Source organism: Arthrobacter saudimassiliensis (assembly GCF_059090665.1).
Window position 1 is genome coordinate 195,734 of sequence record NZ_JBNHFX010000004.1, and the last position, 17,077, is coordinate 212,810.

11 protein-coding genes and 1 tRNA gene are annotated in these 17,077 nt (G+C 71.1%); 5 read left to right on the forward strand and 7 right to left on the reverse strand.

Features of this window, described 5'->3' with window-relative positions; all coding sequences use genetic code 11:
• The first annotated feature begins 73 nt into the window (after positions 1–73).
• Positions 74–385, forward strand: a complete 312-nt coding sequence (locus tag AC5RV6_RS15630) for a hypothetical protein (protein ID WP_494008278.1) — start codon at positions 74–76, stop codon at positions 383–385.
• Between the two features lie 143 nt (positions 386–528).
• Here the strand turns inward: AC5RV6_RS15630 and AC5RV6_RS15635 are convergent.
• Both AC5RV6_RS15635 and AC5RV6_RS15640 read right to left on the reverse strand, forming a co-directional pair.
• Positions 529–619, reverse strand: a tRNA-Ser gene (locus AC5RV6_RS15635).
• Between the two features lie 69 nt (positions 620–688).
• Positions 689–2,815: a prolyl oligopeptidase family serine peptidase gene (locus tag AC5RV6_RS15640; RefSeq protein WP_494008279.1), complete on the reverse strand. Its 2,127-nt coding sequence runs from the start codon at positions 2,813–2,815 to the stop codon at positions 689–691.
• Between the two features lie 95 nt (positions 2,816–2,910).
• Here AC5RV6_RS15640 and AC5RV6_RS15645 point away from each other — a divergent pair, with 95 nt between their 5' ends.
• Together AC5RV6_RS15645 and AC5RV6_RS15650 are read left to right on the forward strand one after the other, a co-directional pair.
• Positions 2,911–4,899 (forward strand): FAD/NAD(P)-binding protein, encoded by a 1,989-nt coding sequence (locus AC5RV6_RS15645; RefSeq protein WP_494008280.1) that lies wholly within the window; start codon positions 2,911–2,913, stop codon positions 4,897–4,899.
• Between the two features lie 250 nt (positions 4,900–5,149).
• Complete coding sequence (locus AC5RV6_RS15650) at positions 5,150–6,109, forward strand: zinc-binding dehydrogenase (protein WP_494008281.1); 960 nt, start codon at positions 5,150–5,152, stop codon at positions 6,107–6,109.
• 45 nt (positions 6,110–6,154) lie between these two features.
• Here the strand turns inward: AC5RV6_RS15650 and AC5RV6_RS15655 are convergent, their stop codons facing one another.
• The 3 genes from AC5RV6_RS15655 to AC5RV6_RS15665 all read right to left on the reverse strand — a co-directional run bounded on the left by AC5RV6_RS15655 (position 6,155) and on the right by AC5RV6_RS15665 (position 9,548).
• Entirely contained in the window at positions 6,155–6,910 is a 756-nt protein-coding gene (locus AC5RV6_RS15655; RefSeq protein WP_494008282.1) for a hypothetical protein, read from the reverse strand.
• A gap of 123 nt (positions 6,911–7,033) precedes the next feature.
• Complete coding sequence (locus tag AC5RV6_RS15660; RefSeq protein WP_494008283.1) at positions 7,034–8,527, reverse strand: aldehyde dehydrogenase family protein; 1,494 nt, start codon at positions 8,525–8,527, stop codon at positions 7,034–7,036.
• Positions 8,528–8,654: 127 nt separating this feature from the next.
• On the reverse strand, positions 8,655–9,548 hold the full coding sequence (locus AC5RV6_RS15665) for an alpha/beta fold hydrolase (protein ID WP_494008284.1): 894 nt from the start codon (positions 9,546–9,548) through the stop codon (positions 8,655–8,657).
• Between the two features lie 178 nt (positions 9,549–9,726).
• Between AC5RV6_RS15665 and AC5RV6_RS15670 the strand changes: the two genes are divergently transcribed.
• Together AC5RV6_RS15670 and AC5RV6_RS15675 are read left to right on the forward strand one after the other, a co-directional pair.
• Positions 9,727–10,890, forward strand: coding sequence for a glutamate--cysteine ligase (locus tag AC5RV6_RS15670; RefSeq protein ID WP_494008285.1), 1,164 nt, complete (start codon positions 9,727–9,729; stop codon positions 10,888–10,890).
• 154 nt (positions 10,891–11,044) lie between these two features.
• Complete coding sequence (locus AC5RV6_RS15675) at positions 11,045–11,428, forward strand: VOC family protein (RefSeq protein ID WP_494008286.1); 384 nt, start codon at positions 11,045–11,047, stop codon at positions 11,426–11,428.
• Positions 11,429–11,451: 23 nt separating this feature from the next.
• On the opposite strand, the gene AC5RV6_RS15680 is transcribed toward AC5RV6_RS15675, so the two are convergent.
• On the reverse strand, positions 11,452–12,324 hold the full coding sequence (locus tag AC5RV6_RS15680) for a MerR family DNA-binding transcriptional regulator (protein WP_494008287.1): 873 nt from the start codon (positions 12,322–12,324) through the stop codon (positions 11,452–11,454).
• Between the two features lie 146 nt (positions 12,325–12,470).
• Positions 12,471–16,943 (reverse strand): ExeM/NucH family extracellular endonuclease, encoded by a 4,473-nt coding sequence (locus tag AC5RV6_RS15685; protein ID WP_494008288.1) that lies wholly within the window; start codon positions 16,941–16,943, stop codon positions 12,471–12,473.
• Positions 16,944–17,077 lie beyond the last annotated feature (134 nt).

Sequence of the window (17,077 nt, forward strand, 5' to 3'; positions counted from 1 at the left end):
CCACCACTTGGATAACTGTGGGCCGGGCCTCAGACCGGCGTTATTTCTTATCCTGCAATCGTCAGGAACCTGTTTGACCCAAACCCCCATTTCGCCCATCCCTGCGCACGGCCCCGTCGGGCCGGGATCGGCGTATCCGTTGATCCTGCAGTGCCTCGACTACACCGTGGATCTCCGGCCGGCGGGTGAGCATGTGTCCGGCGCAGGTCACCCCGGTCCGGCCGCAGCCCTCCCTGCCGAGGTGCACCTGGAGGCGGTGGCCATGGCCGAAGCAGCCGTCGAGTCCGCGGAGTGGGAACTTGACCGGGCCCGGCATGACCGGGAGCAGGCACTGCTTGCCGCCAGGCTGGCCGGGGCGCTGGACCACGGAGACACGCTTCCCTAGGCTTTTCCCGCCCGTGCCCGGGGCCTCCGGGCCGGCTGTCCGAGGTGAACTCATCTGCGACGCAGCCTCCGGCCGCTTTGCCGGGCACGCAGCCGCTCAAACATGAAGGAAGGCCCCCGGTTTCCCGGGGGCCTTCCTTTGTCTGGCGGAGACGGGGGGATTTGAACCCCCGGCGGGCTTTAGGCCCGCACTTCATTAGCAGTGAAGCCCATTCGGCCGCTCTGGCACGTCTCCAGTTGCCGCCGGCGCAAGTTGCCAGCCTGTCCAGCGTACCCGCAGATCGGGCTGAAGGCCAAAACGTCGCTACCTGGCTCCCGCCAGGCCTCCCGTGAGGGCTTCCCACAGGAATTCGTAGGACATGGCATGCATCCGGGCCGCCTGCCGGTTGTCCGCCGCGCCGGCGTGGCCGCCTTCCAGCGCTTCATGGAACCACACGCTGTCCACGCCCAGGGCCTCCATGCGGGCGGCCATCTTGCGGGCCTGCACCGGCCCCACCCGGTCATCGCTGGTGGCGGTCCAGATGAGCGTCGGCGGATAGTCGGTGCCGGGCCTGAGCAGATGGTAGGGAGAGAACGTGCGGATGAACTCCCACTGTTCCGGCTCGTCCGGATCTCCGTACTCCGCGATCCACGAATACCCGGCGGAGAGCTTGGTGTAGCGGCGCATGTCCAGCAGCGGAACTCCGCAGGAGACGGCGCCGAACAGGTGCGGGTAGGTGGTCAGCATATTGCCCACCAGCAGGCCGCCGTTGCTGCGTCCGGTGCAGCCCAGATGCTCCCTGGACGTCACCTTCCGGCGGATCAGGTCCTCGGCCACGGCGGCGAAGTCCTCGTAGGCGCGGTGCCGGTTGGCCTGCAGCGCTGCCCGGTGCCAGTCCGGCCCGTATTCGCCGCCGCCGCGAATATTCGCCAGGACATACACGCCGCGGCGTTCGAGGCCGTCGCGCCCGGTCGTGCGGCGTTCGAGCCAGCCGCGGCCCACCACGCCGCTGTACGCAGGGGTCAGTGAGGCTTCGAAGCCTCCGTAACCGTTGAGCAGGGTGGGGTTGGCGCCGTCGAGCACCAGGCTGCGCGGCGCGACCTGGAAGTAGGGCACCCGGGTTCCGTCTGCGGACTCCGCGAAGTGCTGTTCCACCGTGTAGTCGGCGGTGTCGAAGTAGGCGGGGGAAGTGCGGATGATCTCCGGCTCGGCGGCGTCGGCGCCCAGGGCCCCGCGGGAGAGGGTGGAAGGGGTGAGGAACCCGGTGCTGACCAGCCAGTAGTCGTTGCCGGCGGCCTCGTCCTCGTCGTCAACCGCGTAGGCGTCCACACTGTGCAGCGGCGGGCAGGCCTCCAGCGTGCGGGCCCGCCACCCCGAGGCCGGGTCGATGACCTGGATGTCGCTGCTGACGTTGCGCAGCAGGTTCAGCAGCAGGAAGTCCCGGGTCCAGCTCCAGGACTGCAGGGAGGTTTCCGGATCGGGCCGGAACAGGACCTGCAGGTCACGGTCTCCGGCCAGGAAGGCCTCCAGATCCGCGGCCAGCAGCGATCCGGCGGGATGGACGGTGCCCCCGGCCTCCCAGTCGGTGCGCGGACGCATCAGCAGCCACTGCCGGTGCAGGTCGACCGTAACGTCCTCCGGCACCTCGATCCGCACCCACCCGCCGTCGCGGCGCAGGAAGCTGCGGCTGCGGTAGAAGTCGATGATGTCCACGGCGATGTCCCGCTCAAACCCGGGGGTCTGGTCCCGCGCCACGTACGCCATCATGTGATCTGCCGGGACGTCGAACTCCAGCTCGGCGCTGTCCAGCGCCTGCCCGCGGCGCAGCAGCCTCGCCGTGCGCGGATACGACGAGGTGGTCATGGAGCCCGGCCCGAAGTCGGTGCCCACGTGCAGGGCGTCCGGGCCCGCCCAGCTGACCTGGCTCTTGGCGGTGGGAATGTCGAAGCCGCCGGGCACGAAGCCGAGATCCTCGACGTCGAACTCCCGGTACCGGGAGGCGTCGCCGCCGTCGGGGGAGAGGACCACCAGGGCGCGGCGGTAGGGCCCGCCGTCGGCCGGGTGCAGGAACCGGGCCCCGCCCCAGACCCATTCGGTGCCTTCGCTGCGGCTGAGTTCGTCGATGTCGAGCAGCACCTGCCACTGCGGGGAGCCGTCACGGTAGCTCTGCCAGTCGGTGCGCCGCCACAGGCCGCGGGGATGCTCGCCGTCGCGCCAGAAGTTGTAGTACCAGTCCCCGCGCTTGGCGACCATGGGAATCCGGTCACTGGAGTCGAGGACCTCGAGCAGGCGCTGCTCGGTCCGCTCGAATCCGGTGCGGGAGAGCAGCTGTTCGGTCCGCTCGTTGCGGCTGCGCACCCAGTCGAGCTGGCGGTCGCCGTGGATGTCCTCCAGCCAGAGGAATTCATCCTCGGCTGCCTGGTCTGCTGCGGGGCCGGTCGGTGTGCTCATGTGCCCATCCTAGGGGCGCCGGCGGCCGCTCCGGACGAGCCTGCGTCCGTGCCGGCGGCGGCCGACGACGCTGTGGCGGCGGATACCCTAGGAGCATGGAGAACACGCAGATCACCCGGATCGCCGTCGTCGGCGCCGGACCGCGGGGACTCTCCGTGGTGGACCGCCTGCTCTCCCGGCGCCGGGTGCTGCCCGAGGCGGCGCGGCCCGCCCTGCGGATAGTCCTGGTGGACCCTTACGACCCCGGGCCCGGCCATGTCTGGCGCACCGACCAGTCCCGGCTGTTCCTGATGAACACGCCCGCCCTGTTTCCCACCGTGGTGCCGGCCGGGCCCACCGCCGCGGAGATGCCGCCGTCGCCGGCCGGGCTGTCCTTTGACGGATGGCGGGAGCTGATGCGCTCGGCCCCAGCCCCGCAGCTCAGCGACGGAGACCGGGCGGAGCTTGCCGGGCTCACCTCCGCCGATTTCCCCAGCCGCGCCCTGTACGGCCGCTACCTGCAGTGGACCTGGCACCGGCTGTTCGACGCCGCCCGGGCCGACGGCGTCGAACTGCGCCACGAACGGGCCGAGGCGCTGCACCTGCAGCGGCGGGGCGCCGGGTTCACCGTGGAGCTGTCCGGCGGCGCGCAGCTTGACGCCGACGCCGTCGTGCTCGCCCTGGGGCACGTGCCGGCGGACCTGAGCGCGGAGCAGGAGCGGCTGCGGGCCGCAGCGCAGCGGCACGGCCTGGACTACTTTCCGCCCGCGGTTCCGGGCGACGTCGACTTTTCCCGGCTGCCCGAGGGCGAACCGGTGCTGGTGCGCGGGCTCGGTCTGAACTTCTTCGACCTGATGGTGCAGGTCACCGAAGGCCGCGGGGGCCGTTTCCTGCCCACCGGCCACGGCCCGGGCCGTGCCCTGCGCTACGAGCCCTCCGGGCGGGAACCGCTGCTGCTGGCCGCCTCCCGCCGCGGCACGCCCTACCGGGCCAAGGCGCTGCTGGACAGCTACATCCCCCGCAGCGTCCGGCTGCGGTACCTGACCCGGGAGGCCGCGTCGCGGCTGACCCGGCGCGGCCTGAACCCGGGTTTCGACCATGACCTCTGGCCGCTGCTGCACCGGGACGCGGTCTGGGCCTACTACGGCACGCTGGCCCGGGTCCGGCCCGGGGCCCTGCGCGGCGGCGCTTCGGACTTCCTCACCGAGCTGCAGGCCGCGCTGGATGTTCCCGGCCCCGCCTGGGACGCCGCCAAGGAGGACGTGCTCGGGCGGTATGTACCGGACGCCCACCGCACCAACCTCGAGGCCCTCGCCCAGCCGCTGGGCCGCCGGCCCTACGCCGGCGCCGAAGAGCTCGACGCCGCGGTGCTGGCGTATCTCGAGGACGACGCCGCGGGCTCGGCGGCCGGGGAGGACGACCCGCTGAAGATGGCGATCGGCGCGTTCAACGCCGGCCGCAGCGTCCTGAAGGAAGTGGTGGCCGACGGCGGCCTGGCCGAGGAATCCTGGCTCGCCGAGCTGCGCGGCTGGTTCGAGCCGCTGGTCGAAGGCCTGGCCAGCGGGCCCCCGCCGCAGCGGATCGAGCAGCTCGCGGCCCTGACCCGCGCCGGGCTGGTGCGCTTCGTCGGGCCGGATCCGCGCTTTGACGTCGATGAGGCGGCCGGGCTGTTCACCGCGGCGTCGCCCTGGGTAGGTACCCGGCACACCGCCCGCGTGCTGCTGGAGGCGATGATGCCGCCCAACCGGGTCGAGCGGACCGGCAGCCCGCTGCTCGGCTCGCTGCTGCGGGACGGGCTGGCCCGGCCCAAGGTGATGATGTCCGCCACCGGCACCCCGGTGCTGACCCCCGGCCTGGATGTCACGCCGCCGCCGTACCGGCCGGTGGGCGTCAGCGGCGAACCGCAGCAGAACCTGTACGTGCTTGGCCTGCAGCTGTCCTCGGTGCAGTGGGGCACCGCGATCGCCGCGGAGGCCGGAGCGCCGGCCGCGGCAGGCTCCCGCACCCTGCGCGACGCCGACGACATCGCCGCCGCGCTGCTGGCCGGTACCGGAGACGGACAGGAAACGGCGGACGCCGCACCGGAACCGGCCGCGCTGGCCTGAGCCGCGGCGCTGGGGGAAGCGCGGACCGGCTGACCGGCCGGCGGGCCTTGTTGGTTTGTCGCAGAGTAACAGCGCGGGGACGGCTGGCGGCCCCGGCACGCCAGCGCTCCGCAGCGTGCGAAACCCCCGGGCGAGGGTGAAGCCGCAGACATACCGTGGAGGTGGGGCGGGTTTGACGTGGCCTGCCTTTCCTTGGTGTGACGCAGGAGCGCAGGCGCTCCGGCGTTCTGTGCAGAAAGAAGGTCCGCCCTTGAAAGCGTGGCAGTACGAAGGCAACCGCAAGCCGATCCAGCTGAACGAAGTCCCCGAACCGGTTCCCGCCCCCACTCAGGTCATCATCGACGTGTTGGCGGCCGGCCTGTGCCACTCGGACGTGATGTACATGGAGGTCGGAGACTCGACCATGCCGTTCCTGCCCATGACGCAGGGACACGAAAATGCGGGCGTGATCACCGCGCTCGGGTCCGAGGTCGTAGGTTTCGCAGTGGGCGACGTGGTCGGCGTCTGTTCCTCCGGCGTCCAGCCTCCCCTCGGCATGTTCACCCCCGGCGGTTTCGCGGACAAACTTGCCGCCGACTACCGGGACCTCGCGCGGGTGCCGGAAGGCCTGGACCTTTCCCTGGCAGCTCTGGCCACCGACGCCGGCATGACCTCGTACCACGCCATGATCAAGGTCGGCGGCGCCACGAAGGGCATGAAGGTGGGAGTGATCGGGTTCGGCGGCCTGGGCCAGATCGGCGCCCGCGCCGCGGTCCTCGCCGGGGCGGAGGTCCATGTTGCGGAGATGAAGGACGAGGCCTGGCCCAACGCCTATGAGGCCGGTGTGGTGTCGTGCGTCAGGGACGCGGCGGAATGGGTGCCCGCCGACGCCAACCCGATGGCGGGCGGATCCTTCGACCTGATTGTCGACTACGCCGGATTCGACACTACCCAGAAGGCAGTGAACGCCCTGAAACGCGGCGGCAAGGTCGTCCAGGTCGGCCTCGGCCGGCCAACCTTCACGGTGGCGACCAACAGCATCCTCGGGAAATCAATCGAAGGGTCGCTCGGCGGCACGGTGCAGGACATCGAGGAGGTTTTCGACCTCATGCTCCGGGGGGAAATCCGGCCCGCATATGAAGAGATTCCCTTCGACGCCATCGGAGAAGGCCTGGACCGTCTGAAGAACAACCAGGTCCTTGGCCGCTTGGTGGCCCGGATCGGAAACTGACACCTCTCGCCCCGGACACGACGGCGGGGCGGCGTCAGGGCGGCGTCAGCCGTGGAACGTCAGCGAGAGCATCATGTCCTTGAGCAGCCGATACTCGTCGCTGCCCATCCAGGCCTCCGCGGCGGCGTCGTCGGCAACCGCCGTCGGGTCCGGCACGGCCGTGAAGCTGACTCCGCCGTCGGCTGAGTAGAAGGTCCCGTAATCCGGTCCCCGGTCATCGCCGGTGACCTGGGGGAGCGGGCCGGGCTCCAGCTGGACGTGGTAGCCCCGGCCGCCGGTCTCCCACACGGGCCGCGACTCGAACTGGAAGTACACCTGCCGGCCGAACCTGTCCAGATAACCGGGAAGCGCCTGCGCGTCGTACAGGACGTGCCCGGGGCTGGGCATGCCGGCGCCGTCCCCCGGAATGCCGCTGTAGAAGGACGCCACCGGGCGTCCGGCCTCGTTCAGGATGGTGAAGGCCGCCGGAGTCACATACCCGACGGCGTGGGCCGGAACTGGGCGGGGTTCGGCTTCCACCGCACTCCAGCCGGCCGGAACCGAGAAGCTGTGCAGCCCGTTGGGCGTGGTCACCGTTGTCGGGTCGGCCGGCGCCGGCTCTGCGGAGGCGGGCGGTTCGGAGGCGCTCGGGGCTGGGGCGGACGCCGTCGGCGCGGGCGTGCCGGAGGGCGTCCCTGCAGCCGTGGAGGGGCCGGCGGCCGGCGCCTCATCCCGGCCGCAGGAGGTCAGCAGCACCGACCCCGCGATCAGCAGTGAACATGCGGCCGCGCGCACGGCGGTGCGTGTGACAGAACCAGGCATTGTCTTTCCCCCATTGCTGGCCCGCAGTTCGCGGGCCGGTCTCCGCATCCTAGCCTGACCGTACGACGACGGCGGCCCGCTCCCTGCGAAGGGAACGGGCCGCCGTCGTCGTACGTCAGTGACCTAGATCGGGTACTGGCGCGGAGTGCGCTGGATGGTGATGGTGTGGTCGGTGGTGAATTCCTCCAGCGCCCACTCGCCGTTGAAGCGGCCGAGCCCGGAGTTCTTCTCACCGCCGAACGCGATGTGCGACTCGTCCTGGACGGTGATGTCGTTGACGTGGGTCATGCCGGCGCGCATGCGCTTGGCGAACTCGACGCCGCGGTCCAGGTCGGAGGTGAACACGGCGCTGGAGAGGCCCAGATCGGTGTCGTTGGCCAGGGCCAGGGCGTGCTCGGCGTCGTCGGCGCGCTGGATGCCGGCGATCGGGCCGAAGATTTCCTCCCGGGCCAGCTCCATGTCGTTGGTGACATCGGCGAACACGTACGGGGAGAGGACCTGCCCGTCCACGGAGCCCTCGACGACCAGCCGGGCCCCTTCCTCCTGCGCGAGGCGGATCTTCTCCTGCAGGCCTTCGAGCTGGCCGGCGTTGATGATCGGGCCCACCACGTTCTGCGGATCGGTCGGGTCGCCGGCCTTGATGCCGCGCACATGGGCGGCGAACTTCTCGACGAACTCGTCGTAGACCGGAGCCTCGACGATGATCCGGTTGATCGCCATGCAGATCTGGCCCTGGTGCAGGAACTTGCCCATCGCCGCCGCCCGGACCGCCTGGTCGACGTCGGCATCGGCGAGGACCACGAACGGGCCGTTGCCGCCGAGCTCCAGCGCCACGTGCTTGAGCGTGGCGCCGCTGGCGGCCAGGGCACCGACGTTCTTGCCCACCGGAGTGGAGCCGGTGAAGGAGATCAGCTTCGGCACCGGGTGCTCCACGAACGCGTCACCGATCTCCGAGCCGGAGCCGACGACGACGCTCAGCACGCCCGCGGGCAGGCCGGCCTCCTCGAACACCTTGGCCAGGATCAGCCCGCCGGTCACGGGGGTGTCGCTGGCCGGCTTCAGGACGACGGCGTTGCCGAGGGCCAGCGCCGGCGCCACCGAGCGCTCGGAAAGGTGCAGCGGGAAGTTCCAGGGGCTGATGACCCCGACGACGCCGAGCGGGCCGCGGTACACGCGGGCCTCCTTGCCCGGGACGTCGGAATCGAGGATGCGGCCGCTGACTCGGTGCGGGAAAGTGGCCGACTCGCGGGTGATCGCGATGGCGGAGTCCACCTCGATGTTCGACTTCAGCACGGTGGAACCGGACTCGGCGGCCAGCCAGGCGATGATCTCTTCCCGGCGCTCGTCGAGAATCTCGGCGGCACGCTCAATCACCTTGCGGCGGGCAGCGGGGGGCTGCGCCGCCCACTGCTTCTGCGCCTCGGCGGCGGCGGTGTACGCCTCGTGGAGGTCCTCACGGGAGGCCTGGCGCATGGTGAGCAGGTCCTGCCCGGTGAAGGGGTTGGTATCGGTGAGGACCTTCTCCGAGCGGCCTTCACGCCACTGTCCGCCGATGAACTGTTCAGCGGGAATCCAGCCGGTCTCTGCCGGGTTGGTCGATGCGACCTGGGTTGTCATGAGCCATCTCCTTGTGGGGTTGGGTAACGGCCTGTGGTCGTGTAAACCCGCGTCGGGGCCGCGGCATTCCCACTGAACTCATCCCCCCGGTGAGCAGGGAGGCGGGGTGCGCCTCCAGGCCTTGTCTCTATTCTGCCAGTGCGGATGCGACGCGGATCATGCCTGCCAGCTCCGATGCGTGGGTCGCCGGCCACCAGTGACCGGCGTCGACCGCGGTGAAGCGGGCCAGCGGCGCGAACGCCGTGACGCCCTGGTTCAGCCGGGGCGACAGGAACGGGTCCCGCAGCGGAACCACCACGTGCACCGGAACCTGGACGGGTGCGTCCCGCACGGCATCTGTGGGAGCGCCGGCCATGTTCGCCCGGTACAGGGCCAGCCCGCGCTGCGGGTTGCGGCGGACCGGCCGCCCGGAGGCCCGCTCGTACAGGCGCGCCCCGAGGGCCGAAAAGAGCAGTTCAGGCAGCCCCGGGATCTGGAACCCGGCGACATAGGAGCTGCGCAGGGCCTGCTGGAGGGCGTCGGGCCAGCCCCTGGGTGTCCGCAGCCGCTGCGCAAACCAGCGCCGGAAGTGCAGCAGGTCCGGGCCGGAGATGCTGGTGTAGTCCAGCAGCCGCCCGGGTGCGCGCGGGTCCCGGGCGGCGGCCCAGCCCTGGATGGAGCCCCAGTCGTGGCCGACCAGGTGCACCGGACCGGCGGCCGCGGCGTCCAGGACGGCGTAGAGGTCCTCCACGAGCAGCGGCAGCCGGAACGCGGCCAGCCCGGTCCCGGTGGTCCGGGAGCCTCCGGCGTTGCGCGTGTCGTAGCTGATGACGTGGTGGTCGGCGGCCAGTTCGTGGATCACCGGACCCCACATGGTGTGGTCGTCCGGATAGCCGTGCACCAGGAGCACCTCCGGTACGTCCGGGCCCGGGTCGGGACCGTATTCGAAGACGGCCAGGTCGGCCCCCGGGCCGGCGACGCGCCGTCGTCGTTCGCTGGGATGCAGGGGAACGTCCTGAGGCAGGGACGCGGGATCAGTCATGGCGTGCCTTTCTTCCGATGAGGCGGGGGAAACCTGCCGCGGTGCCGCCGAATGATCAGTGTGCTTACCGTATCCCGTAGGGGGTGGCCCCGGACAGGCGGCCGGCCCGGGCGCGCGGTGCTAAGCTCGGGCCCTGAGTTCAGAAGGCAGCTCACCGGTCCCCCTGGGAGGCCCCGCCATGCCTGCTTATCCACCGTTTTCGGACTCCCCGATCCGCACCTTCGGCGTCGAGGAGGAACTGCTCCTCGTCGACGCCCGCAGCTATGAGCCGATCCCCGTGGCTCAGGAGGCGGTGCACGCCGCCGGCGCCGTTGCCGGTCCCGGGTCGGAGGGCTTCGATCTGACGCTGGAAGTGCAGCAGGAACAGATCGAGATTGCCGGACCGCCGCAGATCAGCCTGGCCGCCCAGCTGGACTCCATCCGCAGGGGCCGTGCGCTCGCCGATGCCGCCGCCGCCCTGGTGGGCGCCCGGGCCGTGGCGGTGGCCACGGCCCCCGGAATCCTGCGACCGCACCTGGTTCCGCACCAGCGCTACCGTCGGATGCAGGAGCGTTTCGGCCTGCTGCTTCAGGAACAGCTGACCTGCGGGTTCCATGTGCATGTGGGGATCAGCTCGCAGGATGAGGGCATCGCGGCACTGGACCGGATCCGCCACTGGCTGCCGGTGCTGCTGGCGCTCAGCGGCAACTCCCCGTTCTGGAACGGCCGCGACTCCGGCTACAGCAGCTACCGCTACCAGGCCTGGAGCCGCTGGCCGACGGCGGGCCCGCCGCCGCTGTTCGGCTCACCGGCGGCTTACGACCGGCACGTCGAGCTGCTCATGGCCTCTGCCGTGCCGCTGGACAAGGGCATGATGTACTTCGATGCGCGCCTGTCCCGGCACGTGCCCACGCTGGAGGTGCGGATAGCCGACGTCTGCATGGACGCCGGGCATGCAGCGGGCATTGCCGCGCTGGTCCGCGGGCTGGTGGAAACAGCCATCCGGGCCTGGCGCTCCGGCTCCGATCCGCTGGCCGTCAGCGCCGCCGAACTGCAGATCTGGTCCTGGCAGGCGAGCCGCGCCGGGGTCGGCGGGCAGCTGATCAGCCCCTCCACCGGGCGCCCGGCGCCGGCCGGCGACGTCGTGGCGCAGCTGCTGGACGAAGTCCGGCCCGTCCTGGCCGAATGGGCGGAGGACACCGCCGTCGAGGCGATTGTGGCCGGGATCCTGCGGGACGGCACCGGCGCAGTGCGGCAGCTGGCCGCCCACGGGCGGCGGGAGGACCCCGCCGACGTGCTCGAGGACGCCGTCCGCGCCACCCACGAAGCCGATCCGGCTCCCCTCCAGCCGGGACCGGCATAGGGCCGCACGGCGGCAGGGCCCGGAACGGGCAGAGCCGCGGCGCGGCCGCCAGCTGTTGCGTGCTGCGCGCGTACCCGGCCCGCGCACCGTGGACCACGGACGATCCGGGCCCTACCCTGCTGACTGAGTCGACACCTGCGAAAGGGGAAGCCACATGCGCCTGGCCAAGACAATTCTCTACGTCGAGGACGCGGAACAGTCGGTACGGTTCATGGAACGCGCCTTCGGACTCACCACCCGGGTGGCCATGGGCGCCGACTACGGCGAACTGGAAACCGGGGACACGGCGCTCGCCTTCGCCTCGTACAGCACAGGGGAGAGGCATCTGCCTGAAGGCCTTGCAGCAGGAGCCTCCCCCGCAATGTCCTGCGAGGTGGCGCTGACGGTGGAGGACGTGCCGGCCGCCTTCCAACAGGCGGTTGCCGCCGGGGCAACACCGCTGCAGGAGCCGGAGGAGATGCCCTGGGGGCAGGTGGTTTCCCACCTGCGCTGCCCGGACGGCACCTTCGTGGACCTGAGCAGTCCCGCCGGCTCCTAGGACGGGGTCCGCCCGGGGGCCGGTCAGCCTGCCAGGGAGTAGGAGAGCTCCACGCCGCCCGGGCCGCCGTCGGCGCCCATGAAGGTGACCTGGCGGAGCCGGCCGGGGTCGACATCCCCGCGCGCTTCCACTGCCTCAAGCAGGGCGGCCAGGGCCGGGTGCGGCCCGGCCGGGTCCTCGGCGCCGTCGGCTGCGGCATCGCCGCCGGCCGGCGGCCAGCGCAGGAACAGCTCGTCCCGGTCGGGAAGCGTGCCGGGAGCGAGCAGTGCCCCCGTGCCGGCCAGCGCCGACCCGGCCGTCCAGTCCCTGCCGTCCGGCTGCCGGGCCACGGGCCAGCAGCAGGTGAGGAACTGTTCCGCGCCCGGCCGGCGGGACCGTGCAGGCCCGCCGAAGGAGAGCCAGAAGGGGCCGGTGGGCGGGTTGTCCTCGGCTTCAAGCCGCTCCCACAGTTCGGTGAGCACGCCGCCGACCGCCTCGTCCAGGGCTTCGGGGTCCTCGTCCGAGTCCGGAACCCGGAGGACGGCGGCGGCGTAAGGCTGCGCGGCGGCACGGCGCTGTTCCACCGGCACTGGCGCCGTGAGGCGTTGGTAGAGGGCCCGGGCTGCCGCCGCCGCCGCGTCCTGGCTGCGCCGCTCGGCCTGGATGTCCGCCAGCCGCCGCGCGAGAAGCCCGGTGAAGGCCTCCCGGACATCGTTGCCGGCGAGATCGCTCAGCGGAACACCGACGTCGCGCAGCGCCTTCAGCAGCAGCCCTTCACGCAGCTGGGCGGCCGCATAGCGGCGGTATCCGGACTGCGGGTCCACCTCGGCCGGGTTCAGGACGCCGCGTTCATCGTAGAGATGAAGCGCCTTGACGGTGAGGCCGGTGGCCTGGGCGAACTCTCCCACACCCATCATCTGTCTGTTCCTCCTGCTGGTTCCGCCGGCATGGCTGCCGCTGATGTCGATACTGCGGCCTCCCCCGGCGGGAGGGTCAACCGACGCCCTTAACGTGACGGTGCCGCCGGAAGCAGGGCTTCCGGCGGCACCGTCACAGCCTGGAGCTACCGGCCGCTGACGCAGACCAGATAGCGGGCGTAGTCAATCGCGTAGCGAAGCCAGCCGATGACATCCCACCAGTGCCGCGGCTTGGAGGGAGCCAGGCAGACCGGTCCCGGCTGTTCGGCCTGATCCACGGTCACCGGCAGGCTGACCGTGGTGCCCGACGGGTCGGCCGTCAGGACCAGGGTTCCCGCGCCTGCCGCCGTCGCCGCCGGCAGGGTGAGGGTGACGGCGGCGCTGCCGGCCGTGACCGGCGTGCTGCCCAGGGCCCTGGTGGTGCCTGAGGCATCGACGAAGCTGGCCGCCAGCGAGGTGTTGGCGGGGCTGCCGAGCGAGGTCAGGTCGAGCCGGCCCACCGAGAAGGTGGCGGATGCGCCGGGGGTGAGGGCCGACGGGGCGCCCTGGACCTGCACGCCCTGGCGGGCGAAGTCCGGGGAGACCGGGCTGTTGGCCTGCAGGTAGCTGATCCATGCATCCCGATCGATCAGCCCGGTGTCGCGGACATCGGTTCCCTCACGGAAGACGGTGAAGTTGTCCCCGCCCTGGGCCAGGAAGCTGAACGTGCCGATCCGGTAGGAGCGGTCGGTGTCCAGCGGCTCGCCGTTGACGGTGACCGTCTGGATCCGGGAGCCGGCCGGCTGGTCCGGGTCGAAGGTGTAGGTCACGTTGTCGGACAGGCCCAGGGCCAGGAAAGGCCGGGAGCTGCCTTCGGGCTGCCACTGCTGCTCCAGCATCGTCTTGACCTGCGCGCCGGTGAGCGTGGTGGTCCAGAGGTTGTTGACGAACGGAAGCACCGCATTGGCCTCGGCGTAGGTGATGACGCCGTCCTCGCCGTAGTAGAGCTCGGCGCGCAGTCCGCCTGGGTTGGTGACGCCGATTTCGGCGGCGCCGCGCTCCGGTGCGGCCAGCGAGGCCAGCAGCGAGTCAGCCACCAGGTTGCCCAGGGTGGACTCGGCGCTGCGGTCGTCGCGGTTGCCGCCGTTGAACGCGGTGGTGATATCGGCGGTCACCGAACCGATCGGCTGGTTGCCCACCTCGGCCGCGTAGGCCAGGGCGGCGTCGACGATGCGCTGGACCTCGGCCACCGCCGGGTAGGCGGCGACCAGTTCCGCGGCGGGTGCCGCGGTCCGTGCCACGTTGCCCGCGGTGTAGGAGAGAACCTCATCGGTCGATTCGTCGTACTCGAGGCGGATCTGCCCGATGAATTCGCCGTAGGAGCCGGTCTGGACCACCGGGCGGGTCTTGCCGTCCGCACCGGGCACCGGGGCGTCCCACGCGTACTGCTTGTGCGTGTGGCCGGTGTAGATCGCATCGACCAGCGGGCTGGTTTCGGTGACGATCCCGGCGAAGGCGCCGCCGCCGGCGACCTCCTCTTCCAGGGTGGCTCCGTCGGGGGTGCCCGCGCCGGCGCCCTCGTGGTACTCGGCGATGATGACGTCGGCCAGGCCGTCGGCAGCCAGTCGCTCCGCCACCCGGTTGACCGCTTCCACCGGGTCCCCGAACTCCAGGTCCGCGATGCCGCCGGGGCTGACCAGGGCACCGGTCTCCTCGGTCACCGCACCGATCACGGCGACGTCCACGCCGTTGACGTCCAGGATCGTGTACTCGGGCAGGGCCGGTGTGTCCGTGCCCTTCCGGTACACATTGGCGCCGAGGTAGCTGAAGTCGGACGCCGGGACGACCCGGTCGGTCAGGTCGGCGAAGCCGCCGTCGAATTCGTGGTTGCCCACCGCCGAGGCGCGCAGCCCGAGCGCGTTCAGCACGTCGAGGGTCGGCTGGTCCTGCTGCACCGACGAGGCGAACAGGGACGCGCCGATGTTGTCACCCGCCGAGAGGAACAGCGAACTGCCCTCGGGCGAGGCGGCCTTCAGCTGCTCCACCGTGCCCGCGAAGTTCACGGTGTTCGCGTCGATCCGCCCGTGGAAATCGTTGATGTTCAGCAGGTTCAGCTCGGTGGTCTCCGCCTCGGCCGGGCTCAGGTCCAGGCCGACGAGGATCGGATCGTGGTCGGAGGACCGGTAGGGATCCGGGGCGTGGAAATCGGTGACGTTGTAGTTGTACCGGCTGTACTCCAGGGCCAGCGGCTCCACGGAGTTGATGTTCCAGATGTCGGTGCCGGTGACGTCCTGGGCGGCCGCCGGTGACGCCAGCACATGGTCCAGGGAGCCGACCATGCCGCTGAAGGCGTAGGAGTGCCTGCCCGTGGCCTGGCCGAGGTTGACGTAGCCGGCGTCGGCGAACACCTGCATGGGATCTTCGGCCGCGTAGGAGTTGAAGTCACCCAGCAGGAAGACCCGCTCGGTGCCGGCGTCGGCCGCCACCGAGTCGGCGAAGTCCGCGACCGCGCGGGCCTGCCGGACCCGGTCGGCGTTCCAGCCGCCCTGCCCGGTGTCGGCGTTCTCGCCCGAGTCCGGAGCCGAGCCCTTGGACTTGAAGTGGTTCGCGATCGCCACGAAGCTCTCGCTGTCCGCCCCGCCGGCCGGCTTGAAGGCCTGTGCCAGCGGCTCGCGGGCGTTGGAGAACACGGATTCGTCGTTGAGGATCACGGACTCACCCACGGGCTCGGCGGCGGCCGTACGGTAGATGAAGGCCGTGCGGATGACGTCTTCGGCGTCCGGCAGGTCCGCCGGCGAGCGGACGTAGTCCCAGGTGCCGGGGGCGGCCTCGTTCAGTGCCGCGGTCAGGTGCGCGAGGGCCGTGTCGCGGTCCTTGCCGAGCGCTGCGGAGTTTTCGATCTCCATCAGCCCGACGACGTCGGCTCCGAGCGCGTTGATGGCGGACACGATCTTGGCCTGCTGGCGTTCAAGGCTGGCCTCGTTCGCCGCGCCGCGCGCATCGCAGCCGCCGCGGACGGTCACCGGGGTGCCGGCGCGGTCGTTGTAGTACGTGCAGCCGGAGAGCTGGTCTCCGGTGGTGCTGAAGTAGTTGAGCACGTTGAACGAGGCGAGCTTCAGGTTTCCGCCCACGCTCTGCGGTGCCGCGGTGCGGGTGTCCTCGAACACCGCCGGCTGCACGGCCGCGGCGTTGGCGGGCGTGAGCTCGGTCAGCGGCTGGAACTTCCAGGCGCTGTTGCGGTAGTCCAGGATCACGCTCGTGGTGAAGGTGGCGGCCGCGCCGATGCGCAGCGGATCCTCCGTCGTCAGGTAGGGAAGCGGCTTGCCCTGGTTGGCGGCGGACAGGAAGTTGGTGGAGGCCCCGTCGTCGAGCTTGACCGCCTTCGCCGCGTTCCCGGCGACCACGGCGGCGTGCTCAGGCGATCCGACCGGCGCGACGGCGGTGGGCTGGACCAGCGGATCGGTTCCAGCTGCAAGGCCGATCTCCGCATACTGGTTCAGCGTGTAGTTGTCGGTGACGGTGAACTCGCCCTGGGGTGCCAGCAGCATGCCTTCGAGGGCTTCGCGCTGCGCTTCGTCAGCCGGCCAGGTGACGGCGGCCGGCTTGACCTCGGGAGCGGGCTCGGCGAGCTTGCTCATGCCGCCGGCGGCGACGGTGAGCTGGGTCAGCCCGTAGTACTCGCCGACGGTGCCGCTCACCTGGACGTAGTCGCCGACGGCGACCTGGCCCACCGTGGCGGCGGAGAAGATGAACAGGCCGTGCGAGGCGGCATGGTCCGTGCCCAGCTCGCCGCCGGTGCCCGGTGTCTGGATGTAGTACCCGTTGAACCCGCCGGTCGGGTACACGGCGGTGACCTTGCCGCGGGTGGCGGCCTGGGCGCCGACCATGGGGCTGGCGTCGCCGGTGCCCTGGATATCGGCGATCGCGACGACGTCGGCCGGCTGCGTGGGCGTGGGCGTCGGCGTGGGTTCAGGCCCCGGCTCAGGCTCGGCGCCGGCGCCGGAGGTGTTGGTCGGCGTCACCGTGCTGCTCAGGGTGAAGTCGGCGGCGTTGCTGTCCGTGTCCACGGCGCCGGTGCGGTTCAGCGACCGCGGGTCGGAGTTGCCGGCCGGCACTGCGGCGGCAGCTGTCTCAAAGGTGTTGGAGGTGCCGTAGCCCAGCAGGTCCACCACGCCCGGAAGATCGGTCACCGAACCGGTGGGCAGCGGATTCACCGCCGCGGGCTGGCTGGCAAGCACGAGCGTTCCGGCGCTGCCCGAGAAGCTCGCGCCGATGGTCGCGTCGGCGGCCGGCAGCGGCGCGCCGTTCGAGCCGTTGCTCGCGCCCTGCACGAGGTAGTAGCCGCCGGGCTCGATGCTGCCGGACAGCCGGGCGACGCCGGTGGGGGCCGCCGTCGTGCCCGCCGCCCGGTACTGCAGCGACCAGCCGTCCAGGCTGACCGGAGCGTCGGTGGGATTGTGCAGCTCCACGAACTTGTGGGTGAACGGAGCATTGGCGCTGCCGCCGCTCAGATAGGCCTCATTGATGATGACGCCGTCCGCCGGCTCGGCCGCGACGGCGGGCACCGCCGCCAGCGGCGCGGCGAGCAGGCCCGCCGACAGGGCGGTGCCCAGGACAGCCTTCCAGGATGAAGGTCTCATGCCTCATGCTCCTCAGCGGTCCCCGGACCGCGGTTGCGTTGCCGCGGTGTGCGGCAGGATACGAGTGGTGTTGCAAAGGGAATAGTACGGATAGTAGGTGACACTCGTTACACGCAGATGTCCGGCCGGGGAAC